Annotated in this window: 19 protein-coding genes; 11 read left to right on the top strand and 8 right to left on the bottom strand. The window is 70.2% G+C overall.

Translation table 11 applies throughout. The features are described from left to right. Nucleotides 1-108 precede the first annotated feature (108 nt). The gene (locus AC4HOU_RS22245; RefSeq protein ID WP_490725115.1) at nt 109-837 is read left to right on the top strand and encodes a hypothetical protein; all 729 of its coding nucleotides are present in this window, start codon (nt 109-111) and stop codon (nt 835-837) included. Nucleotides 838-1214: 377 nt separating this feature from the next. On the opposite strand, the gene AC4HOU_RS22240 is transcribed toward AC4HOU_RS22245, so the two are convergent. The 3 genes from AC4HOU_RS22240 to AC4HOU_RS22230 form a co-directional block, all read right to left on the bottom strand. Beyond that, nucleotides 1215-1466: a DivIVA domain-containing protein gene (locus tag AC4HOU_RS22240; RefSeq protein WP_163815431.1), complete on the bottom strand. Its 252-nt coding sequence runs from the start codon at nt 1464-1466 to the stop codon at nt 1215-1217. Between the two features lie 83 nt (nt 1467-1549). Further along, complete coding sequence (locus AC4HOU_RS22235; RefSeq protein ID WP_490725114.1) at nt 1550-2629, bottom strand: DNA glycosylase AlkZ-like family protein; 1080 nt, start codon at nt 2627-2629, stop codon at nt 1550-1552. A gap of 9 nt (nt 2630-2638) precedes the next feature. Further along, the gene (locus tag AC4HOU_RS22230; protein WP_036537348.1) at nt 2639-3202 is read right to left on the bottom strand and encodes a TetR/AcrR family transcriptional regulator; all 564 of its coding nucleotides are present in this window, start codon (nt 3200-3202) and stop codon (nt 2639-2641) included. 293 nt (nt 3203-3495) lie between these two features. Between AC4HOU_RS22230 and AC4HOU_RS22225 the strand changes: the two genes are divergently transcribed. From AC4HOU_RS22225 to AC4HOU_RS22215, 3 genes are all read left to right on the top strand, one after another. Then, nucleotides 3496-4140: a TetR family transcriptional regulator gene (locus tag AC4HOU_RS22225; protein ID WP_490725113.1), complete on the top strand. Its 645-nt coding sequence runs from the start codon at nt 3496-3498 to the stop codon at nt 4138-4140. After that, on the top strand, nt 4140-4787 hold the full coding sequence (locus tag AC4HOU_RS22220; RefSeq protein WP_490725112.1) for an enoyl-CoA hydratase-related protein: 648 nt from the start codon (nt 4140-4142) through the stop codon (nt 4785-4787). Before AC4HOU_RS22225 ends, AC4HOU_RS22220 begins: the two co-directional genes overlap by 1 nt. 201 nt (nt 4788-4988) lie before the next feature. Continuing rightward, entirely contained in the window at nt 4989-5402 is a 414-nt protein-coding gene (locus AC4HOU_RS22215; protein WP_490725111.1) for a nitroreductase/quinone reductase family protein, read from the top strand. A 127-nt stretch (nt 5403-5529) separates the two neighbouring features. Here the strand turns inward: AC4HOU_RS22215 and mshC are convergent, their stop codons facing one another. From mshC to AC4HOU_RS22190, 5 genes are all read right to left on the bottom strand, one after another. Next, nucleotides 5530-6768, bottom strand: a complete 1239-nt coding sequence (gene mshC, locus AC4HOU_RS22210; RefSeq protein ID WP_194990896.1) for a cysteine--1-D-myo-inosityl 2-amino-2-deoxy-alpha-D-glucopyranoside ligase — start codon at nt 6766-6768, stop codon at nt 5530-5532. A gap of 155 nt (nt 6769-6923) precedes the next feature. Next, on the bottom strand, nt 6924-7724 hold the full coding sequence (locus AC4HOU_RS22205; protein ID WP_194990897.1) for an SCO1664 family protein: 801 nt from the start codon (nt 7722-7724) through the stop codon (nt 6924-6926). A gap of 3 nt (nt 7725-7727) precedes the next feature. Continuing rightward, nucleotides 7728-8312 (bottom strand): DUF3090 domain-containing protein, encoded by a 585-nt coding sequence (locus tag AC4HOU_RS22200; protein ID WP_014351002.1) that lies wholly within the window; start codon nt 8310-8312, stop codon nt 7728-7730. Nucleotides 8313-8399: 87 nt separating this feature from the next. After that, entirely contained in the window at nt 8400-9134 is a 735-nt protein-coding gene (locus AC4HOU_RS22195) for a histidine phosphatase family protein (protein WP_194990898.1), read from the bottom strand. A gap of 16 nt (nt 9135-9150) precedes the next feature. After that, nucleotides 9151-10086 carry an undecaprenyl-diphosphate phosphatase gene (locus AC4HOU_RS22190; protein WP_228815071.1) on the bottom strand — a complete coding sequence of 312 codons (936 nt, stop codon included), beginning with the start codon at nt 10084-10086 and terminating at the stop codon, nt 9151-9153. Between the two features lie 255 nt (nt 10087-10341). Here AC4HOU_RS22190 and AC4HOU_RS22185 point away from each other — a divergent pair, with 255 nt between their 5' ends. From AC4HOU_RS22185 to AC4HOU_RS22155, 7 genes are all read left to right on the top strand, one after another. Then, complete coding sequence (locus AC4HOU_RS22185; protein WP_490725110.1) at nt 10342-11316, top strand: aldo/keto reductase; 975 nt, start codon at nt 10342-10344, stop codon at nt 11314-11316. A gap of 92 nt (nt 11317-11408) precedes the next feature. Then, nucleotides 11409-12446, top strand: a complete 1038-nt coding sequence (locus AC4HOU_RS22180; RefSeq protein ID WP_163815410.1) for a heme/hemin ABC transporter substrate-binding protein — start codon at nt 11409-11411, stop codon at nt 12444-12446. Nucleotides 12447-12576: 130 nt separating this feature from the next. Beyond that, nucleotides 12577-13656, top strand: coding sequence for a FecCD family ABC transporter permease (locus AC4HOU_RS22175; protein ID WP_194990900.1), 1080 nt, complete (start codon nt 12577-12579; stop codon nt 13654-13656). A 205-nt stretch (nt 13657-13861) separates the two neighbouring features. Beyond that, on the top strand, nt 13862-14734 hold the full coding sequence (locus AC4HOU_RS22170; RefSeq protein WP_195007145.1) for a heme ABC transporter ATP-binding protein: 873 nt from the start codon (nt 13862-13864) through the stop codon (nt 14732-14734). Between the two features lie 153 nt (nt 14735-14887). Continuing rightward, on the top strand, nt 14888-15754 hold the full coding sequence (locus AC4HOU_RS22165) for a helix-turn-helix domain-containing protein (protein ID WP_194991553.1): 867 nt from the start codon (nt 14888-14890) through the stop codon (nt 15752-15754). A gap of 77 nt (nt 15755-15831) precedes the next feature. After that, nucleotides 15832-16944 (top strand): serine hydrolase domain-containing protein, encoded by a 1113-nt coding sequence (locus AC4HOU_RS22160; RefSeq protein WP_490725109.1) that lies wholly within the window; start codon nt 15832-15834, stop codon nt 16942-16944. Between the two features lie 335 nt (nt 16945-17279). Further along, nucleotides 17280-17918, top strand: coding sequence for a hypothetical protein (locus AC4HOU_RS22155; RefSeq protein ID WP_490725108.1), 639 nt, complete (start codon nt 17280-17282; stop codon nt 17916-17918). The last annotated feature ends 31 nt before the right edge of the window (nt 17919-17949 follow it).

The following is a 17949-nucleotide window of genomic DNA, read 5'->3' as shown; positions in this document are numbered from 1 at the left end:
AGCGCCCCCGTCCTGGTCGGCGAGTACCAGCCACCCCGCCCGCTGGTGTGCCGCTCGAACAGGCAATGACCAGCTGTCACACTGGCGGCGGGCAGGTGGGAGGCCTAGATGAGTGTCGTATCAGCGGAATCGGCGCCGGCGACCGCATGGGCGCAGCACCGGCGGCGCCTGTTCGGAGCGAGCTGGGAGGCGCTCGAGGCGCACCTGTTCACCGACTATCCGCACATTCAGCTGCTGCTCCGGGTCCGCGGACGGGTCCTGCCGTGGCGTGGTGGCTGGTATTGCGCCGCCGCGGTCACCGTCGCCGCCGCCGGTGTGGTCGCGTTCTGGCTCGGCTCCGCGCACCCGCGCACCGCCTGGATGATCGCCGGCACACTGATGGGCGTCTGCGCCGGACTCCAGATCACCGGTTGGGTGCGCGCCTGGCGCGGCTACGGCACCGGCGCCGACGCGATATGGGGCGGCGTGGTGTTCACCGTCGGCTTCATCCCCGCTATCGGCATCGGGATGCTCGAAAGCCGGATCTGGGGCTCGGCCACCGGCGGCACCACCCCCACCCCCGTGTTGTACCTGACGCTCGTCGCGCTGGCGCTGGGATTCACCGGCTTGCACGCCACCTCACTCGGCCCCGCCCCGGGCAGCCACCGCTACCAACGCGCCCTCGACGCCGTCGCCGCGCTCCCCGACCCCGCCCGGCAGCGCCTCGACGCCGACCTCGCCACCGCGCTGCGCCTGCTGCGCGACCGCCGCGTCATCACCCCCACCGAGTACCGCGACGCCACCGCCGCACCACTGGGCGGGCTCGTCGCCGCGATGACCAACCGATCCCCGAACTGACCGCTGCTCCACAGGTCAGGCGTGGAGTCGGCACCACAGTCGCACGCCGCCGCGGTAACGCCGCAGCGCCCCCACCTCACCGACCACGAGAGGTGAACCATGCATGACACTCGGCCTCGACTTCCCCCGACCCCGACCCGGGCCTGCTGACGGTGGTGCGTGCACCGTCGCCGCCACTGGTCCGGATCACGCTGAGCACCGATCTGCCCGCCCGCACCCAAGGGTGGGCGGCGGGTCCGGGCGCGGACCGTCCTTGCCGGCATCGACTCGATCGACACCCTCGAGCAGCATCTGCGGCGATAACTCCGCCGCTGTCTCGGCACCCGCGGATCATCGCAGGCCTGCTCAGCGGATCCTGATGTGGCGCAACGACGCCGCTATCGGGTGAGAGTCTTCTCCACCAGGTCCAGGAAGGCATCGACTTCCTGTTCGTCGTATCCACGCTGACCGAAACGCGGCCGCCGGAACGCGATGTCACGAACCTCCGCCGGGGTCAACCGATCGGTACCACGCAAGGTGGCTTCGACCCGGTCGAGAAAACCATCCACCTCATCCTCCCGATAGCCGCGCGCACCGAACCGCGGCCTGCTGAACGTGACCGCGCGGACGTCGTCTGCGGTGAGTCTCATCGCTGCCTCCTCGACCGGCTGATCGATCCATTGTCGTCGCACCGCCGCTGGTTCGCCGTGCGAACCAGCGATCGACGGTGTTGCTACCGCGCATCCGCGCGATGATCGTCGAAGGCGACCGCGACATCGGGCAGACCCGACGCGTCGGCCACCACGGCGGCGGCCCGTTCGACGCGGCGCCGCAGACCCGCGGGCAGCGCGGCGAATCCGGTCACCGTGAGGAGGTTCTCACCACGCCGGTAGCGCCAGATACCCACCACCTCACCGGCGTCGAGTACCGCGCCGGGCGCCGACACCGGCCGCCACACCAGCCGGCGACGGGCCGGCTCGGGCACCAGCAGAACACGATCGGCGTGCCGCAGATACGGATCATGCGGCGGAACCAGCACCGTGCCCTCGGCCGCCGCCGCGGTGCGCAGATCGTCGACGAGGGCGGCGGGCAGGCTATAGCGTCGCCCGTCGACGGTGACCGGCACCAGATCGGCGGCCTTCCACACGCCGGCCACATCCGCCGGTTCGACCCCGAGCCATTCGGCGAAGAGGGCTCGGGTGGTCGGGCCGTTGATTCCGAAGAAGGTGTCGAGCAGCCGAGCGCGCGCCTGCCGCGGACGCTCACGTGGATGCGCGGGCGCGGGCCGCAACACGGTGCCGCGCCGATCATCCGAACCCACCAGGATCTGCGCCCGACAGCCCGCGGTCCGGAACAATGCGTCGGGCACATGCCGCGCCTGGCAGCGTTCACACCAGCTCACCAACGTGTCCGGCACGCATTCGGTGACCCGAGTGCTGGCGTCGGACTTCGAGATCGGACCGGTGACCACCGCACGCAACGCCTCGGCGACGGCCTCCACCGCGGCGACCAGATCCGCGCCTCCGGAGTCGGTGGGCAGCGGCGTATTGGCCGCGGTGACGAAGTCGAGGCGATCCAGCCGATGCACATGCGGTGCCCCACGTACCGACCACATCGCCACCAGCGGCCCGTCCGGACCGATGCCCGCCGACACGGAACGAGCTCGCAGCGATCGCAGCGCGCGATCGGGTCGCCCGTCCTGGATGCCGAGCAGCAGCAGCTCGTCCAGATCCGTGCCGTCGGCGCCGAAGCCATGGCGCTGCCAGCGGTGACCCAGCCACCGTGATCGGTCGACGACGAGCGCGCCCGCCATCACTCCACTCTACGAGCCTGCGCCCACCCGCCGGGCGTGGGTGTAGATGAGGCGGGCGTACTCGGTGAGCAGCCGGTCCAGTCCGATCGGCTGCTCACCGGTCGCGGTCTGCTGGAACCCGATCAGCATCGCCATCCCCAGTTCGGTGACCACAGCGGCGGTCTCGTCATCACCCACCACACCCTTGATCGCCTTGTGCACGGTGCGCCGACGGGATTCGTCGACCCGCTTGACCGCCAGATTCACCGATTCGTCATTGGCCGCCCACGCGCGGATGGCGGCTTCGGCGGCATGATGCAGGCCCAGCGCCAGATCGGACATGGCGCGGATGTCGTCGTCGGGATGGCCCTGATTGAAGTTCAGGGTGCGCAGGATCAGGACCTGGCGGTTTTCCCAATGGTCGAGCAGGGCGTCGACGAAACCCTGCCAACTGCCGAAATGATGGTAGAAGGAGCCGCTGGTGACACCGAGGCGCCGGCACAGCACACCGATATTGAGGTTTTTGAAGCCGAGTTCGGCCAGCACTTCCAGTCCGGTGTGAAAGTACTGCTCCTTGGTGACCACTCGTGACATACGGCGCCGTTCTTCTGGTATGGGCTGGGTGGAAGGACCGAACGGTACCCCATCGTGTCGTCGGCTGGCCCGAGGGTAGCCGAGTCGCGACGCCGATTACAGAGTGCCACCGGGTACCAGTTACCTGATGAAACATTAAGCGCGGGAAGGGAACAGGACGCCGCACACCCGAACGCCGCAGGGAACCGACGATGCGCGGCACCCGGGCAGCGGTACCAGCACTCGCCTACCTACGTGACGGCTGCGCCGATCACACCTCAATAACAGAGCACCCGCTCTGTTATTGTGGCGGCATGCCCCGCCCGCGCATCCACGACCCCGACGCCGTCCTCGACGCCGCCGAACACCTGGCCGCGCGCTCCGGTCCCGCCGCGGTCACCATCCGGGCCGTCGCCACCGCCACCGGGATCTCCAACGGCGCGATCTACCACAGCTTCGGCTCGCGGGCCGAGCTGCTGGCACGGACCTGGCTGCGGGCGGCACACCGGTTTCTGGACTTGCAGACCGCGCAGGTCGACGCCGTCCTCCCGGCCGCACCGCAGCCGGGCTCCGCCGCCTGCGTACGCGCCGTCGCCGCCGCCGCGGCCACGCCCGCACTGTTCGCGCGCGAGCACCCGGACTCCTCGGCGCTGTTGCTGACCATCTCCCGCGAACAGCTGCTCGGCGACGAACTGCCCGAGGCCATCGCCGACGAACTCGCAGGCACCGATCGAGCCTTGGTGGGTTTGATGATTCGGCTGGCGCAGGCGATGTGGGATCGCCGCGACGGCCGCGCCGTCGCCGTCATCACCACCTGCCTGGTCGATCTCCCCACAGCGATCCTGTTGCGCCGCCATCAGATCGACGCACCCCATGCCCGGCGGCAGCTGGACGCGGCGGTGCGCGCCGTCCTCGACGTCGGACCACCCGACCACATCCCGAAGAACAAGGAGCCCTGATGCCCGCCCTCGACTACCACGACAAGATCGCCGTCCTCGATCTCGGTGACGGCGAGAACCGCTTCTCCCCCACCTTCCTCGACGAGCTGAACGCCCACCTCGACACCGTCCTCGCCGACGGCGCCCACGCCCTCGTCACCACCGCGAGCGCCAAGTTCTACTCCAACGGCCTGGACCTGGAATGGCTTTCGGCCAACGGCGAACGCGCCGACTGGTACGTCGCCCAGGTCCACAGCCTCTTCGCGCGCGTGCTCACCCTCGGTGTGCCGACCGCCGCGGCCATGCCGGGCCACGCCTTCGGCGCCGGCGCGATGCTCGCCATCGCCCACGACTTCCGCGTCATGCGCGCCGACCGCGGTTACTTCTGTTTCCCCGAGGTCGATATCCGGATCCCGTTCACCCCCGGCATGGCGGCCCTGATCCAGGCCAAGCTCACCCCGCAGGCCGCGGTCGCTTCCATGACCACCGGCCGCCGCTGGGGCGGTGTGGACGCCGCGGCCGCCGGCATCGTCGACGCCACCGCACCCGAAGGCGAACTCGTCTCCGCCGCAACCCAGCTGCTCGCCCCGCTCGGCGCCAAGGATCCAGGTACCCTGGCCGCCATCAAGCAGACGATGTTCGCCACCGCCATCGAAGCGCTCACCTAGTCCCTCGGACGCGCCGGGATGTACCGGCCGGCGGTGCTGGATCGCCGCTCCGTCCGGCAGCCCTGTGGCGCCCGGACCAAGACGCCACAGCTCATCTCAGTCGTGGCCGTAACGCTCCCGGGCCTGCCCAGCATCGTGTGCCGGCACACCTGTTGCGGTGAACACTGTTGCCGGCGCACGGCATACGGCTAGGGTGAGGCGATGACGCAGTCGACAAGACCTGATGGGGTCCTGCGCTTTTGGCGGCTATCCGGGCCGGGGGCGAAGTTCTTGGCGCCGATCGTCCCGTTCTGGGTGGTGCTGGAAACCACCGGCAGGCAATCCGGTCTCCCGCGGCGCAAACCGCTGGCGCGCGGCATCACCGACGGTGAGCAGATGCTGCTGGTGTCGGTGCACGGGCGCCGCGCGGACTGGGTGCGCAACATCGAGGCCGATCCGCGGGTGCGGCTGCGCACCGGGCTGCGCTGGCGCAGCGGGAACGCCTCCATCGAGCCGCTGACCCCGCAGCAGCTGGCCCGCTTCAACAGCTACATCCGTTCGGCCGCGGCCCGATTCGCGATAGACGGCACCGAACAAGTCCTGGTGCGCATCGACACCGCGGCCTCCGCACGCTGAGCTGACGCCGGTTCGAGGAGGTTCCGTAGTTCACGCTGCCGGATCAGCAGTCCGTGCCATTCCTGCCCCGGCGCGCGGTACCGGTGTTCGACAGCAGGAAAGCCCCGGGATAGCTCGGTTCAGCTGCTCACAGGCGCACGCCGAGCAGGGCGTCCACCGCGGTCGCGATCGCGGCGGGGGCGTCGGTGTCGGTGCCGCCGTAGGTGAGGGCCTCATCGGTCCAGTTGTCGATGGCGGCCAGCGCCTTGGGGGTGTCGAGATCGTCGGCCAGGTGCTGACGCAGCCGGGCGATGGTGTCGGTCGCTGCGCCCGCGGCGGGCAGGGCGGCAGCGCGGCGCCAGCGGTCCAGCCGGGCCACAGCCTCGTCGAGCACGGCGTCGGTCCACATGCGGTCCTGGCGGTAATGGCCGGCCAGCAGCCCCAACCGGATCGCGGCCGGATCCACCCCGGCGCGGCGCAGCTTCGATACCAGCACCAGGTTGCCCCTGGACTTCGACATCTTCTCCCCGTCCAAACCGATCAACCCGGCGTGGACGTAATGGCGGGCGAAGCGGCGGCCGGCGACCAGCGCCTCGGCGTGCGCGGCCGAGTACTCGTGGTGCGGGTAGATCAGATCGCTACCGCCGCCCTGGATGTCGAACTCGGTGCCCAGCCGGTTCACCGCGATCGCAGCGCATTCGATATGCCAGCCCGGGCGTCCCGGCCCGAACGGCGACGGCCACGACGGCTCACCCGGGCGGGCCGCGCGCCACAGCAGCGCGTCGATGGTGTCGCGTTTGCCCGGACGGTCCGGGTCGCCGCCGCGTTCGGCGAACAACCGCTCCATGGTGGCCCGGTCATAGCCGGATTCGTAACCGAACTGTTCGGTGGCGTCCGCGCGGAAGTAGATATCGGGGAATTCGGCATCGTCGACGGTGTAGGCGGCGCCGGAGGCGAGGAGTTTGCCGACGAACTCGACCACCTCGTCGACCGATTCGATGGCGCCGATGTAGTCGCGCGGCGGCACGATCCGCAGCGCGGTCATGTCCTCGCGGTACAGCTCGATCTCGCTGGTGCCCAGCTCGCGCCAGTCGACGCCGTCGCGGGCGGCGCGTTCGAACAGCGGGTCGTCGACGTCGGTGACGTTCTGCACGTAGTGCACCTCATGGCCGCGGTCGCGCCAGATCCGGTTGATCAGATCGAAGGTGAGGTAGGTCGCGGCGTGGCCGAGGTGGGTGGCGTCGTAGGGGGTGATGCCGCACACGTACATGGTGGCGGTGGCGCCGGGAGTCACCGGGCGCACCTGCCGGTCGGCGGTGTCGTACAACCGCAACGGGGGTCCTGCTCCGGGGACCGTCGGGATCGGGGTATCGGACCAGGACTGCATTCTTCGAGGGTAAAGGTGGCGTCGAGGCCGTCGGCGCCCACCCCGGCGCACACGCGTGACACGGCATGCGATACGCGGGCGCGGACCTGCACGAAACCGGCCGCGCGGCGATGTCAAGGGTTTGGCTCAGGCAGAACCGATGCCCCGGGGAATGCTCAGAACGCCGGCCATGGAATGGGCCGCGCGGTCACCGGCAGAGGCATGACCGGCTCGTCGAGCAGCCGCTTGGCGCGATCGAGCAACGCGTCGATCTCGGCATCGGTGATATGCGCGGACAAGGTGTCGGCCAGCTCGCCCGGCAGGGCGTTGGTGAAGGATTCGATATCGGCGATCAGGGCGTCGTCGATGGGCCGACCGGCCCAGCCCCACAGCACGGTGCGCAGTTTGTGCTCGGTGTGCAGGCAGATGCCGTGGTCCACGCCGTACACCTGGCCGTCGATGCCTTCCAGGGCGTGCCCGCCCTTGCGGTCGGCGTTGTTGAGCAGCACATCCAGCACCGCCATCCGGTGCAGGCGCGGGTCGTCGGCGTGGATGAGTGAGACCTCGTTGCCTTCGGGATCGAGTGCGCGCAGCACCTCGCAGAAGCCCTCCGGTACCGCGCCCGGCGGGCACAGGTCGACCAGGTCGAGACGGTGACCGCGGTCGGTGTGGTTGTCGGCGGCGGTGATCCAGCGCTGCACCATGCCAGGCCCGAACGGGCCATCCCGCAGGATCGTCTCGGGGATCACCGACCAGCCCAGCGCCTGGGAGATCAGGTAGGAGGCCACTTCGCGGCCGGCGAGGGTGCCGTCGGGGAAATCCCACAGCGGCTGTTCCCCGCGCACCGGCTTGTACACCACCCGCAGCGGGGCTTCGCCGTCACCGATATCGCAGACGAGGGTGAGGTTGCTCGCGGTGGTCACGCGCCCGATCACCGTCAGCTCGCCGGTGGTGAACTCGTCACCTGCCGCGGGCACGGTTCACTCCTCCAGCTCGGTGGCGCCGAAGATGTCGCCGCGTTTGTAGCCGTTGGTGCGCACGCACATGTGCCCGCGCGCCGACAGCGGTTCCCCGCACAGCGGGCACGGTGGGCGTCCGGCCGCGATCACGCGCGCCGAGCGCAGCGCGAATTCGCGGGCCTGCATCGGGGTCAGGAACACCCGGACCGCGTCGGGGCCTTCCTCGGTGTCGTCGAGCACCACCGATTCGTCGACCTCGGTTTCGGTGATCGCCAGCAGTTCGACCACGACCGCGCCGGCGTCGGCGTCCCAGCCCAGGCCCATGGTGCCGACCCGGAACTCGGCGTCGATCGGGGTGACCAGCGGCGCGTTGTCGCTGACGTCGTCGGCTTGCGGGGGCACCTCGGCGCCGAAGCGGCGTGCCACCTCGTCCAGCAGCAGACCCATGCGGTCGGCGAGCACCTTCACCTGCTGCTTTTCCAGCAGCACGCTGACCACCCGGGGTTCTTGCACGGCCTGCAGGTAGAACGCGCGATCGCCCGGCTCACCGACAGTTCCGGCGACGAAACGTTCGGGGGTGCGAAATACATGGATTGCTCGTGACACATGCACCTCCTGATACGTGATCATGTTCGGCCCGCGGCGCCCGTATCGGGGTCGACGCGGCCGCGAGTGCCCGGTTCGGCCGACTACTCATGACAAGGAATCGCTGGGCCGCGCATTCCCATTATCCGTGTTCCCGGCCGCACCGATCTCACCCCCGGGCACCGGACCCGACTCGGCGGACGCACGAGCGGGTGCGGGGGCCAGGCCGTCGAGATCGGGACCGGTATCGTTGATCCGGGTCACATACGGCGCGGTCGGGGTGTAGCGGACCACGCTGATGGAGGCCGGTTCGACCACGATGCGCTGGAAGCCGTCCAGGTGCAGCCCGAGCGCGTCGGCGAGGACCGATTTGATGACGTCGCCGTGCGTGCACGCCACCCACAGCACGTCGCCGCCGTGCGCCTCGGCCAGGGTGCGGTCGTGTTCGCGGACCGCGGCCACCGCGCGGGTCTGGACGTCGGCGAGGCCTTCGCCGCCGGGGAACACCGCGCCGGAGGCGTGCCGTTGCACGACCTTCCACAGCGGTTCCTGCAGCAGTTCGGAAATCGCCCGGCCGGTCCACTCGCCGTAGTCGACTTCGGCCAGCCGAGCCTCCACCACCGGTTCCAGGCCGGTTTTCTCGGCCAGCGGGGCGACGGTGCGCTGACAGCGCAGCATCGGTGAGATCACGATCTGCTGGATCGGGAGCCCGCCCAGGCGTTCGGCTACCGAGCGGGCTTGTTCGGCGCCGCGGTCGGTGAGTTCGACGCCGGGGCTGCGGCCGGCCAGTGTGTGCGCGGTGTTGGAGGTCGACACACCGTGGCGCAGCAGAATCACCGTCATGGCGCCAGCCTAGCGATCACGTGGCCGACACCACCCCGCCCGCGAGCAGACCCATCACGACCACACCGAGGACGATGCGGTAGCCGACGAACCAGTAGAGGCTGTGATTGCTGACGAAACGCAACAACCAGGCGACCGAGGCGTAACCGGCGGCGAAGGCGATGAGCGTCGCCACCAGCAGCTGCGCGCCGCTGGCATTGAGGCCCTCACCTGCGGGTTCGAACGCGTCGGGCAGGCTGAACAGGCCCGAGGCGGTGACGGCGGGGATGGCGAGCAAGAACGAGAACCGCACCGCGGCCTCGCGTTCGAGACCGAGGAACAGACCCGCGCTGGAGGTGGCGCCGGAACGGGACACGCCGGGGATCAGCGCCAGGCACTGCGCCAAGCCCATGATCAGACCGTCGCGGGTGGTGAGCTGTTCGATCGGGCGGGTCTTGCGGCCGTAATACTCGGCGGCCGCGATCACCAGCGCGAACGCGATCAGCATGAACGACACCAGCCACAGGTTGCGGGCACCGGTGCGGATGATGTCTTTGAACAGGAACCCGAGCACACCGATCGGGATGGTGGCGATGATCACATACCAGCCGATGCGGTAGTCGAGTTCGCGTTGCGCGTCGGCGTCGGGGTCGTAGCCGAGTGGCCCGGATCCGGTGACCACGGGCAGTTTCGTGGTGACCTGTTCGCTGAGCGGCACGGTCTCGCGGGAACGCTGGGTCAGCTTCTCGAACACCGTTGAACACCACACCTTCACGATGCGCCAGATGTCCTTGGCGAAGAACACCAGCACCGCGGCCTCGGTGCCGAGCTGGGTGACGGCGGTGAAGGAGGCGCCCGCGTCGTCGCCGAAGAACACCGACGACACGATCCGCAGATGTCCGGAGGAAGAGATCGGCAGGAATTCGGTCAGCCCCTGCACCAGGCCGAGCACTATCGCCTGGAGCCAGGTCATCGACTCGCCTATCACTCACCCTCCTGTACTGCCGCCGAAATGTCCGTTCCGAGAAGATGATTGGTTCATCGGCGGGTGACCCCGGCGTTCGGACCGCTATCTCGCAGCGACAGTACCGTGTCGACCTCGACGACGCCGGACGGGGTTGGGCGCCTGCGGTGTGGCCCACACGACGCGCGACCCGGCGCGCGAGAGGGACCGCACCGGCGGATCAGGCTCTACGCTTGGCGCCGTGACGAATGCGCGGACACGGTGATGGAACAGCGGACGGTCGGTCGCAGCGGCCTGCGGGTGTCGCGGATCGGGTTGGCCACCCACACCTGGGGCAGCCGCACCGATGCCGACCAGGCGGCGGTGCAGTTGATGGCGTTCGTCGAGGCCGGTGGCACCCTGGTCGACACCTCCCCGGTCTACGCCGGCGGCGCGGCCCAGCGGATCCTGGCCGATCTGCTCGGCGATCTGGTCTCCCGCGACGATCTGGTGCTCAGCGGGTGCGCGGGTCTGCATCCGCGGCCCGCCCCGCCCGCCGCCGACGGCACACCCCCGCTGCCGCAGGTTCCGGGCATCGGTGTGGACACCTCACGCCGGACGCTGCTGCGGCAACTGGATCGCACCCTCCTCGAACTGGGCACCGATCATCTCGACATCTGGCACATCGCGGCCTGGGATCCGCGCACCCCGCTCGAGGAGGTGGCCGCCACGGTGGAGTTGGCACTGCGTTCGGGCCGGGTGCGGTACGCGGGGGTGCGTGGGTTCACCGCCTGGCAGTTGGCGAGCCTGGCCGCGATGGCGCCGATCACCGTCACCCAGACGCCGTATTCGCTGCTGGCGCGCAGCGCCGAGGACGACACCGTGCCCGCCGCGGCCCACCACGGCGTCGGCATGATCGCCACCGCACCGCTGGCCGGCGGCATCCTCACCGGCAAGTACCGCGACGGGGTTCCCGCCGATTCCCGCGGCGCCGATGAAGCCACCGCCGCCGAGATCCGCGGCAGGCTCGACGACCGCGCCACCCGCGTGGTGGACGCACTCGTGACCGCCGCGGACGGGTTGGCGACCTCACCGCTGGCGGTCGCGCTGGCCTGGATCCGGGACCGCCCCGGAGTGGCGAGCATGTTCGTCGGCGCCCGCGATATCGGCCAGTTGACCGGCGTGCTGGCCGCCGAGACCCTCGAGCTGCCGCGGGCCATCGCCGCCGCGCTCGACGATGTGAGCGCGCGCACCGACTAGCCGTGGTGGATTGCCCGCGCGCCAGGGGATTCGGCTGTGATCTGCCGGACCGAGGCCGCACCGCCGGCGGACCCGCCGTTAGGCTTGCCTTCATGAGGTATGACCGTGTCCGATCCGGGTGGGTCCGAGCGCTGCTCGCGGTGCTCGCACTCGGCGTGCTGGTGGTGGCGACCGGGTGCGATGCCGGCAGTCAGGGCGCCGTCGACGGCCGCCGCGGCCCGGCCACCGCGCAGCTGGCCGACGCGGCGCCGGTGCCGATCGGCCCGGAACCGACCCCGGTCCTGCCCGCCACGGTGCGCTCCTTCGACGGCACCGAGGTCACCGTCGGCTCCGCCGACCGCATCATCGCCGCCGACCGCTACGGCACCCTGATGCAAACGGTGTGGGCGCTCGGGCTCGGCGACAACCTCGTCGGACGCTCCACCGCCGGCGTGTTTCCCGAAGTCGCCGATCTGCCCAACGTCACCGGCGGCAACGGCTCACTGAACGTCGAATCCATCCTGGCGTTGCGCCCGACGGTGTTCCTGACCGACACCACCAGCGCCTCACCGGCGGTGCGCGAGCAGCTGCGCGCCACCGGCGTCACGGTCGTCTACTTCGATCCGCAGCGCACCATGGAAGGCGTCGTCCCGCAGATCGAGGCCGTGGCCGCCGCGCTCGGTGTCCCGGATCGCGGTCAGGCGCTGGCCCAGCGCACCCGCGACGAGATCGCCGCCGCCTCCGCCGCCGTGCCCGCGCAGAATCCGCCGCTCAAGATCGCGTTCCTGTACCTGCGGTCCACCGCCATCACCATGCTGGCCGGGCCGGGTTCGGGTGCCGATGCGTTGATCGCCGCCATCGGCGGGCGCGACGCAGGCACCGAAGCCGGGGTGAGCGAACCGTTCACCGCGATCACCAGCGAAGCCATGATCACCGCCGCCCCGGACGTGCTGCTGGTGATGACCGACGGCCTGAAATCGGTGGGCGGGGTCGACGGGGTGGCCAAGATCCCGGGGATCGCGCAGACCCCGGCCGGGCGCAATCAGCGCATCGTGGACATGTCGGATGCGGTGCTGCTGAGCTTCGGGCCCAACACCGGTCGCGTCATCGAAGCGCTCAGCGAAGCCGTCTACGGTCCGGCAGGCGCATGAGCGTCATCCCCGGACGCGGTGGGCTCGGCGGCGCGCGCCGCGGCAACGAACGGCCCGTCGGCGCGAAGGCTCGGCAGATCACCGGCATCTCACCGCGCCATGGCCGTCCGGGCCGCCGCGGGGCGGGCGCATGAACGAGCAGGTGAAGCTCGCCGAACGACGGCCGGCGACAGCCCGCTGGTCCCGCACGACCGTGGTGTTCGCGGCGGCGATCGCGGCGCTGATCGTGCTGGCGCTGGCGTCGGCGGCGATCGGACAGGTACCGACGAGCATCGCCGAAGTGACCGGGTCGGTACTGCACCGCATCGGCCTGGACTGGGGGCCGATGCCCGCGCATCCCGCAGGCGAGGTGACGCTGTGGGAGGTGCGGTTCCCGCGGGTGATGCTGGCGATCCTGGTGGGCGCCGCGTTGGCGACAGCCGGTGCGTTGTTGCAGGGTGTGTTCGCCAATCCGCTGGCCGAACCGGGCGTGATCGGAGTGTCGGCGGGTGCGGCGGTCGGCGCGGGCACCGTCATCGTGGTGGGCGGGGCGTTCGTGGCGGCCTGGTCGGTGGCCGCGGCCGCGTTCGTGGCCGGTTTGGCGACCACGGCGCTGGTGTATCTGCTGGCCCGCGCCAACGGCCGCACCGAAGTGGTGACGCTGGTGCTCACCGGTGTCGCCATCAACGCCTTCGCCAGCGGCCTCATCGCGTTCCTGCTGTTCGTCGCCTCGCCGGCGGCGCGCGACCAGATCGTGTTCTGGCAGTTGGGCAGCCTCAACGGCGCCACCTGGTCGGCGGTGTGGGTGGTGGCCGTGCTCACCGTCGTCGGGGTGTGCGCGGCGATCGTGGTGGCGCCGAAACTGGATCTGCTGTCGCTGGGTGAATCGGCGGCCCGGCACCTCGGTGTCGATGTGGAGCGGTTGCGGCGCAACGTCATCGTGATGGTGGCGATCCTGACCACCGCCGGTGTGGCGTTCAGCGGCATCATCTTGTTCGTCGGGCTGATCGTGCCCCACCTGGTACGCATGCTGGTCGGACCGGGGCATCGGGTGCTGATCCCGCTCAGCGCCGTGCTCGGCGCGGTGGTGTTGCTGGCCGCCGACGTGGCCGCCCGTTCGCTGGTCGACAATGCCGACCTCCCGCTGGGCATGTTGACCTCGCTGATCGGCGGCCCCTTCTTCTTCTGGCTGCTGCGCCGCACCCGGGCACGCTCGGGAGGCTGGGCATGATCGAGCGGCCTCGCGCGCCGAGGGGTCCCGGCGCGTCGCGCACCGCGCGCCGGGCGGCACATGATGCTGGGACCAACCACCCGCCCGCCGGCCGGCCACGCCCGGTCGGTCCATGCGACCGGCTCGTGTTCACCGATGCGGCCGGCATCGCCGTTGTGGCAACGCCCGAGAACACTGCGGGCCGCACACCGAGGATGGTCGCCGGATGACCGGGCTCAAGGCCGGATTGGACACGGTGTTCGCCCGGGCACATGAACTGCCGGCCGCGCCCGACCGCGGCTCGGTGACGTTGCGCGCGAGCGGGGTGAGCGTCGACCGCCGCGGCGGTGGCGCGAAGGTGCGCCGAGTGCTCGCCGAGGTCGATTTCGAGGTCGCCGCGGGCGAAGTGGTGGCGTTGGTCGGCCCCAACGGTGCCGGCAAATCGACGCTGCTCGCCGTGCTGGCCGGCGAACTGGATCCCACCGAAGGCACTGTCGAACTCGACGGCCGATCGGTCACCCAGTGGACGCCGCTGGATATGGCCCGCCGCCGCGCGGTGCTGCCGCAGAGCCACACCGTGGGGTTCCCGTTCTCCGCCGGTGCGGTGGTGGCGATGGGCCGCGCCCCCTGGCAGCGCACCACACTGCGCGAACGCGACGACGAGATCATCGCCGCGGCGATGGCCGCCACCGATGTCACCCACCTGGCCGAGCAGGCATTCCCCACCCTGTCCGGCGGCGAACGGGCCCGCGTCGCGTTGGCCCGTGTCCTCGCCCAGGACACCGCCACCCTGCTGCTGGACGAACCGACCGCCGCCCTCGACCTCGGCCACCAGGAGGCCGTGCTGCGCCTGGCCGCCCAGCGCGCCGAGGCCGGCGCGGCCGTCGTCGTCGTCCTGCACGACCTCGGCGTCGCCGCCGCCTACGCCGACCGCGTCGCCGTCCTCGACGCAGGCCGCATCGCCGCCGACGGCCCACCCCGCGAGGTCCTCACCACCGAACTGCTGACGCGGGTCTACCAGTACCCGGTCGAGGTGCTCGATCACCCGGTGACGGGTGCGCAACTGGTGTTGCCGGTGCGCGGCGGAATCGCCGGGTAGGCGGCTGGTCCGGGAAGCCGCGCCGGCGTTCGCGCCCGAGCTGCGCGCAGACGCCGCGGCCGAGTGATCGTACCGGCCTCGACAGTGGTTGGCGCCGTTGGCGATCGATCACACGGCGCGGCCTGCAGTATGTGGTCTCCGTAATCTGGCGGAATGGACGTTGTGGAGCTCGGCGGCGCACCGGCCTGGGATATCGCGGGCCCGGCCGCTGCCGCGCCCGCGGGTGCCGCCATCATCGGCTACCGCGATGTCGGTGGCACCGGATTGGATCTCCAGGTGGCCGGGGCGGCGGCGGTCACCCTGGTGATCCCGTTCGGGGACGCCGACCCCGTCGTCGAGGACGCCTTCGGGCGGCGCAGGGTCGGCGGCTTCCTCGCCGGGCTGCCGCTCGAAGCGATGCGCGTGCGCAGCGAACGAGCCGAATGCGTCGAGGTCCGTGTGTCGCCGATCCAGGCCTACTCGCTGTGGGGCGGTCTCGTCGCTGAATTGGGCCGCGGCGCGGTCGATCTGGAGGATCTCTGGGGTCCGCGTGCCCGGCGTCTACGTGCGCAACTGGCCGCCTGCCGCAGCTGGGATGAGCGTTTCGCGGTGACGAAAGCGTTCCTGGCGCAATGGGACAACTCGGCGCGCACCCCGGATCCGGAGATCCTGGCGGGTTGGCATCGCATCATCGGCTCCGGTGGACAGGTCCGCGTCGGTGAGCTCGCCGCGTCCGTCGGATGGAGCCACAAACGGTTCGGGGCGCGATTCGAGTCGCAGATCGGCCTCACCCCCAAGCGGGCGGCGATGCTGGTCCGATTCCGGTGCGCGGTCGACGCGCTGCTGGCCGGACGACCCGCCGCCGAGGTCGCCGCCGAGTGCGGGTACGTCGATCAGGCCCATCTGTGCCGTGACGTCTCGATCTTCACCGACCGCACACCGGGCGCGCTGACCACGCACTATCTGCCGCCGATCGCCCGGCACCGGCACCGGGCGTGGGGAGAATTTTTCCAATACCGGCAGGGGCGGGCCGGTCGATAGTGGTGGGGCCTCGGGCGCGGTCGGTGAACCGGCCGCGGCTCGAATCCGCACCCATCGACACCGAGAGGACCTTCGCCGTGACCGACACCCTCGAGCCCGCCGCACTCCAGACCGCCCTGGACGCAGTGCATCACGCAGGTATGCCAGGAGTTTTCGCGGAAGTACGTGCCGGCGAGCACACCTGGCAGGGCGCCGCGGGCATCGCCGATCTGGCCACCGGCCGCCCCGTCAGCGCCGACATGCGTCACCGCGTCGGCAGCCTCACCAAGACCTTCACCGCCGCCGCCGTCCTGCGGCAGGTCGAGGCAGGCGCGATCGGACTGGACACACCCATCGGCCATTACCTGCCGCGGCTGGTACCCGGCGAACGAGCTTCGGCGATCACGGTCCGGATGCTGATCAATCACACCAGCGGGCTCGCCGAATACCTCCCGCACGCCTACCCGTCGCTGGCAGCCTTCCCCGATCTGGCCGCAACGACACCGGCGAGCCTGGATGAGCAGCGGTTCACCCGCTTTCATCCGACCGAGCTGATCGAAATGGGCGTATCCGCACCCGCGACCGGGAAGCCCGGCGCCACACCGGGGGTGTACTCGAACACCAATTACCTACTGCTGGGCCAACTCCTGGAGTCGGTCACCGGTGTCACGGCCGAGAAAGTCATCACCCGTGACGTCATCGAGCGGGCCGGACTGCGCGACACCGAACTGCCGGACGGCCCGTACCTCACCGGCCCGCATTCACTGCACTACGAGGCATGGTTCGGCATGATCGACCCGCCCCGCGACTACAGCGTGTACGACATGTCGTGGGTCGGGCCCGCGGCATCACTCATCTCCACCGTCGCCGACCTCAACCGCTTCTACCGCCTGCTTGCGGACGGCGAGATCATCAGCCGGGAATCGCTGACGCAGATGCAGCGCACCGTCCCGGTCATCTCCTTCGAAGGCGAGCTCATCGACTACGGCCTGGGTTTGCAGAAGACGACCATCCCCGGTCACGGCACCTTCTGGGGCCACGAGGGCTCGGCCTGGGGTGCCGGCGCGGTATCGATGATCAGCGACGACGGCGCCCGCCAGATGTCGGTGATGGTGAACCTCCAGCGCTGGAAAACCCCCGGCTCCCTCCGCCGACCCCATCCCATCGATACCGCCCTCGAAGCTTTCACCCGCCTCGCCCTGTGTGATTGATTCCCGCTTATGGGCGTATGTGTCGGCGTCCGGTGGCAGGAAGGCGAAGCCTGACTTCGCCGAACTGCTGCTCGGATTCTTCGCTGATGCGGACTGGACGTGAGCGGCCGCGGCGGCGGTCATCTTCCCGCCGCCCTTACCACCGGGACTTGGACATTGACGCTCTCCTGCCTTGTGCCCCTGCTTCAGCCTTCGCCACGGTCGGCCCGGACCGCCAGGGCCACCGGCGCGCGTTGTCTCGTTACCAGGGAAGCGGAACGGCCGAGGTCATATTCCTATGGCATGCTGCTCGTATCCGCTGGCCGTTCGATCGCCTGCTGGGGCAGGATCGGGCTGTGCGTCATGATCTCCACGGGCTGGCCGAGAACCCCGCGCTGCCATCGGAGCTGGTCGATCGGCTCATCGCGGTTGCGGACACCGACCTCGCCGAGGTTCTGGCCTGCCGCCCGGACCTGATCGGCACACAGGTGGCCGCGCTCGCGCGCTTCGAGGGGGCCGCGGTACGGCTCGCTCGCGCTGGTCGATTCGCCGCCGAAGATGTTGATCCGCTGGCTCACCCGCGTGTCGCGCTCGCCCTGCTGGAGGCGGGCTCCGGCAGGCCGGAGTGGGCACGCCTACTGGCAGCCGATCCGTTAGTGGACAACCGGGAGAAGTTGGCGGCCTGTCCTGGTCTGCCGCGCGATGTGACGCAGACGCTGGCCTGCGATCCCGACGTCAGGGTCGTCGCGGAGCTTGCACTGTGGGCGACAACGGATGTTGCCGCCGAGCTTGCGGCGCATCCCCCATGCTTCGGTCCGCCGCGCGGTGGCGGCCAACGAGGCCGCGCCGCCCGCCGCGCTGGCAGCGCTGCTGACCGGTGTTGGGCTGCCGCCGGCACGCTCCTGCCTGGTCTGCGACCGCGAGCCAATTCCTTTCGTTCACGACCCGAACTGCCCGCGGCCCGACTGTGTTCTGCCACCGGGCGCTTCCTGTAGCGGCTCCCACGAATCCACCGTGCACGAGATC

Source organism: Nocardia sp. JCM 38205, assembly GCF_058222935.1.
This window is presented reverse-complemented; position numbering and strand designations above follow the sequence as displayed.

What these genes read in the sequence shown, in the direction of transcription:
- AC4HOU_RS22245 (WP_490725115.1), top strand. Translation starts at nt 109, where the DNA reads ATGAGTGTCGTATCAGCGGAATCGGCGCCGGCGACCGCATGGGCGCAG.
- AC4HOU_RS22240 (WP_163815431.1), bottom strand. Translation starts at nt 1,466, where the DNA reads ATGAGACTCACCGCAGACGACGTCCGCGCGGTCACGTTCAGCAGGCCG.
- AC4HOU_RS22235 (WP_490725114.1), bottom strand. Translation starts at nt 2,629, where the DNA reads ATGGCGGGCGCGCTCGTCGTCGACCGATCACGGTGGCTGGGTCACCGC.
- AC4HOU_RS22230 (WP_036537348.1), bottom strand. Translation starts at nt 3,202, where the DNA reads ATGTCACGAGTGGTCACCAAGGAGCAGTACTTTCACACCGGACTGGAA.
- AC4HOU_RS22225 (WP_490725113.1), top strand. Translation starts at nt 3,496, where the DNA reads ATGCCCCGCCCGCGCATCCACGACCCCGACGCCGTCCTCGACGCCGCC.
- AC4HOU_RS22220 (WP_490725112.1), top strand. Translation starts at nt 4,140, where the DNA reads ATGCCCGCCCTCGACTACCACGACAAGATCGCCGTCCTCGATCTCGGT.
- AC4HOU_RS22215 (WP_490725111.1), top strand. Translation starts at nt 4,989, where the DNA reads ATGACGCAGTCGACAAGACCTGATGGGGTCCTGCGCTTTTGGCGGCTA.
- mshC (WP_194990896.1), bottom strand. Translation starts at nt 6,768, where the DNA reads ATGCAGTCCTGGTCCGATACCCCGATCCCGACGGTCCCCGGAGCAGGA.
- AC4HOU_RS22195 (WP_194990898.1), bottom strand. Translation starts at nt 9,134, where the DNA reads ATGACGGTGATTCTGCTGCGCCACGGTGTGTCGACCTCCAACACCGCG.
- AC4HOU_RS22190 (WP_228815071.1), bottom strand. Translation starts at nt 10,086, where the DNA reads ATGACCTGGCTCCAGGCGATAGTGCTCGGCCTGGTGCAGGGGCTGACC.
- AC4HOU_RS22185 (WP_490725110.1), top strand. Translation starts at nt 10,342, where the DNA reads ATGGAACAGCGGACGGTCGGTCGCAGCGGCCTGCGGGTGTCGCGGATC.
- AC4HOU_RS22180 (WP_163815410.1), top strand. Translation starts at nt 11,409, where the DNA reads ATGAGGTATGACCGTGTCCGATCCGGGTGGGTCCGAGCGCTGCTCGCG.
- AC4HOU_RS22175 (WP_194990900.1), top strand. Translation starts at nt 12,577, where the DNA reads ATGAACGAGCAGGTGAAGCTCGCCGAACGACGGCCGGCGACAGCCCGC.
- AC4HOU_RS22170 (WP_195007145.1), top strand. Translation starts at nt 13,862, where the DNA reads ATGACCGGGCTCAAGGCCGGATTGGACACGGTGTTCGCCCGGGCACAT.
- AC4HOU_RS22165 (WP_194991553.1), top strand. Translation starts at nt 14,888, where the DNA reads ATGGACGTTGTGGAGCTCGGCGGCGCACCGGCCTGGGATATCGCGGGC.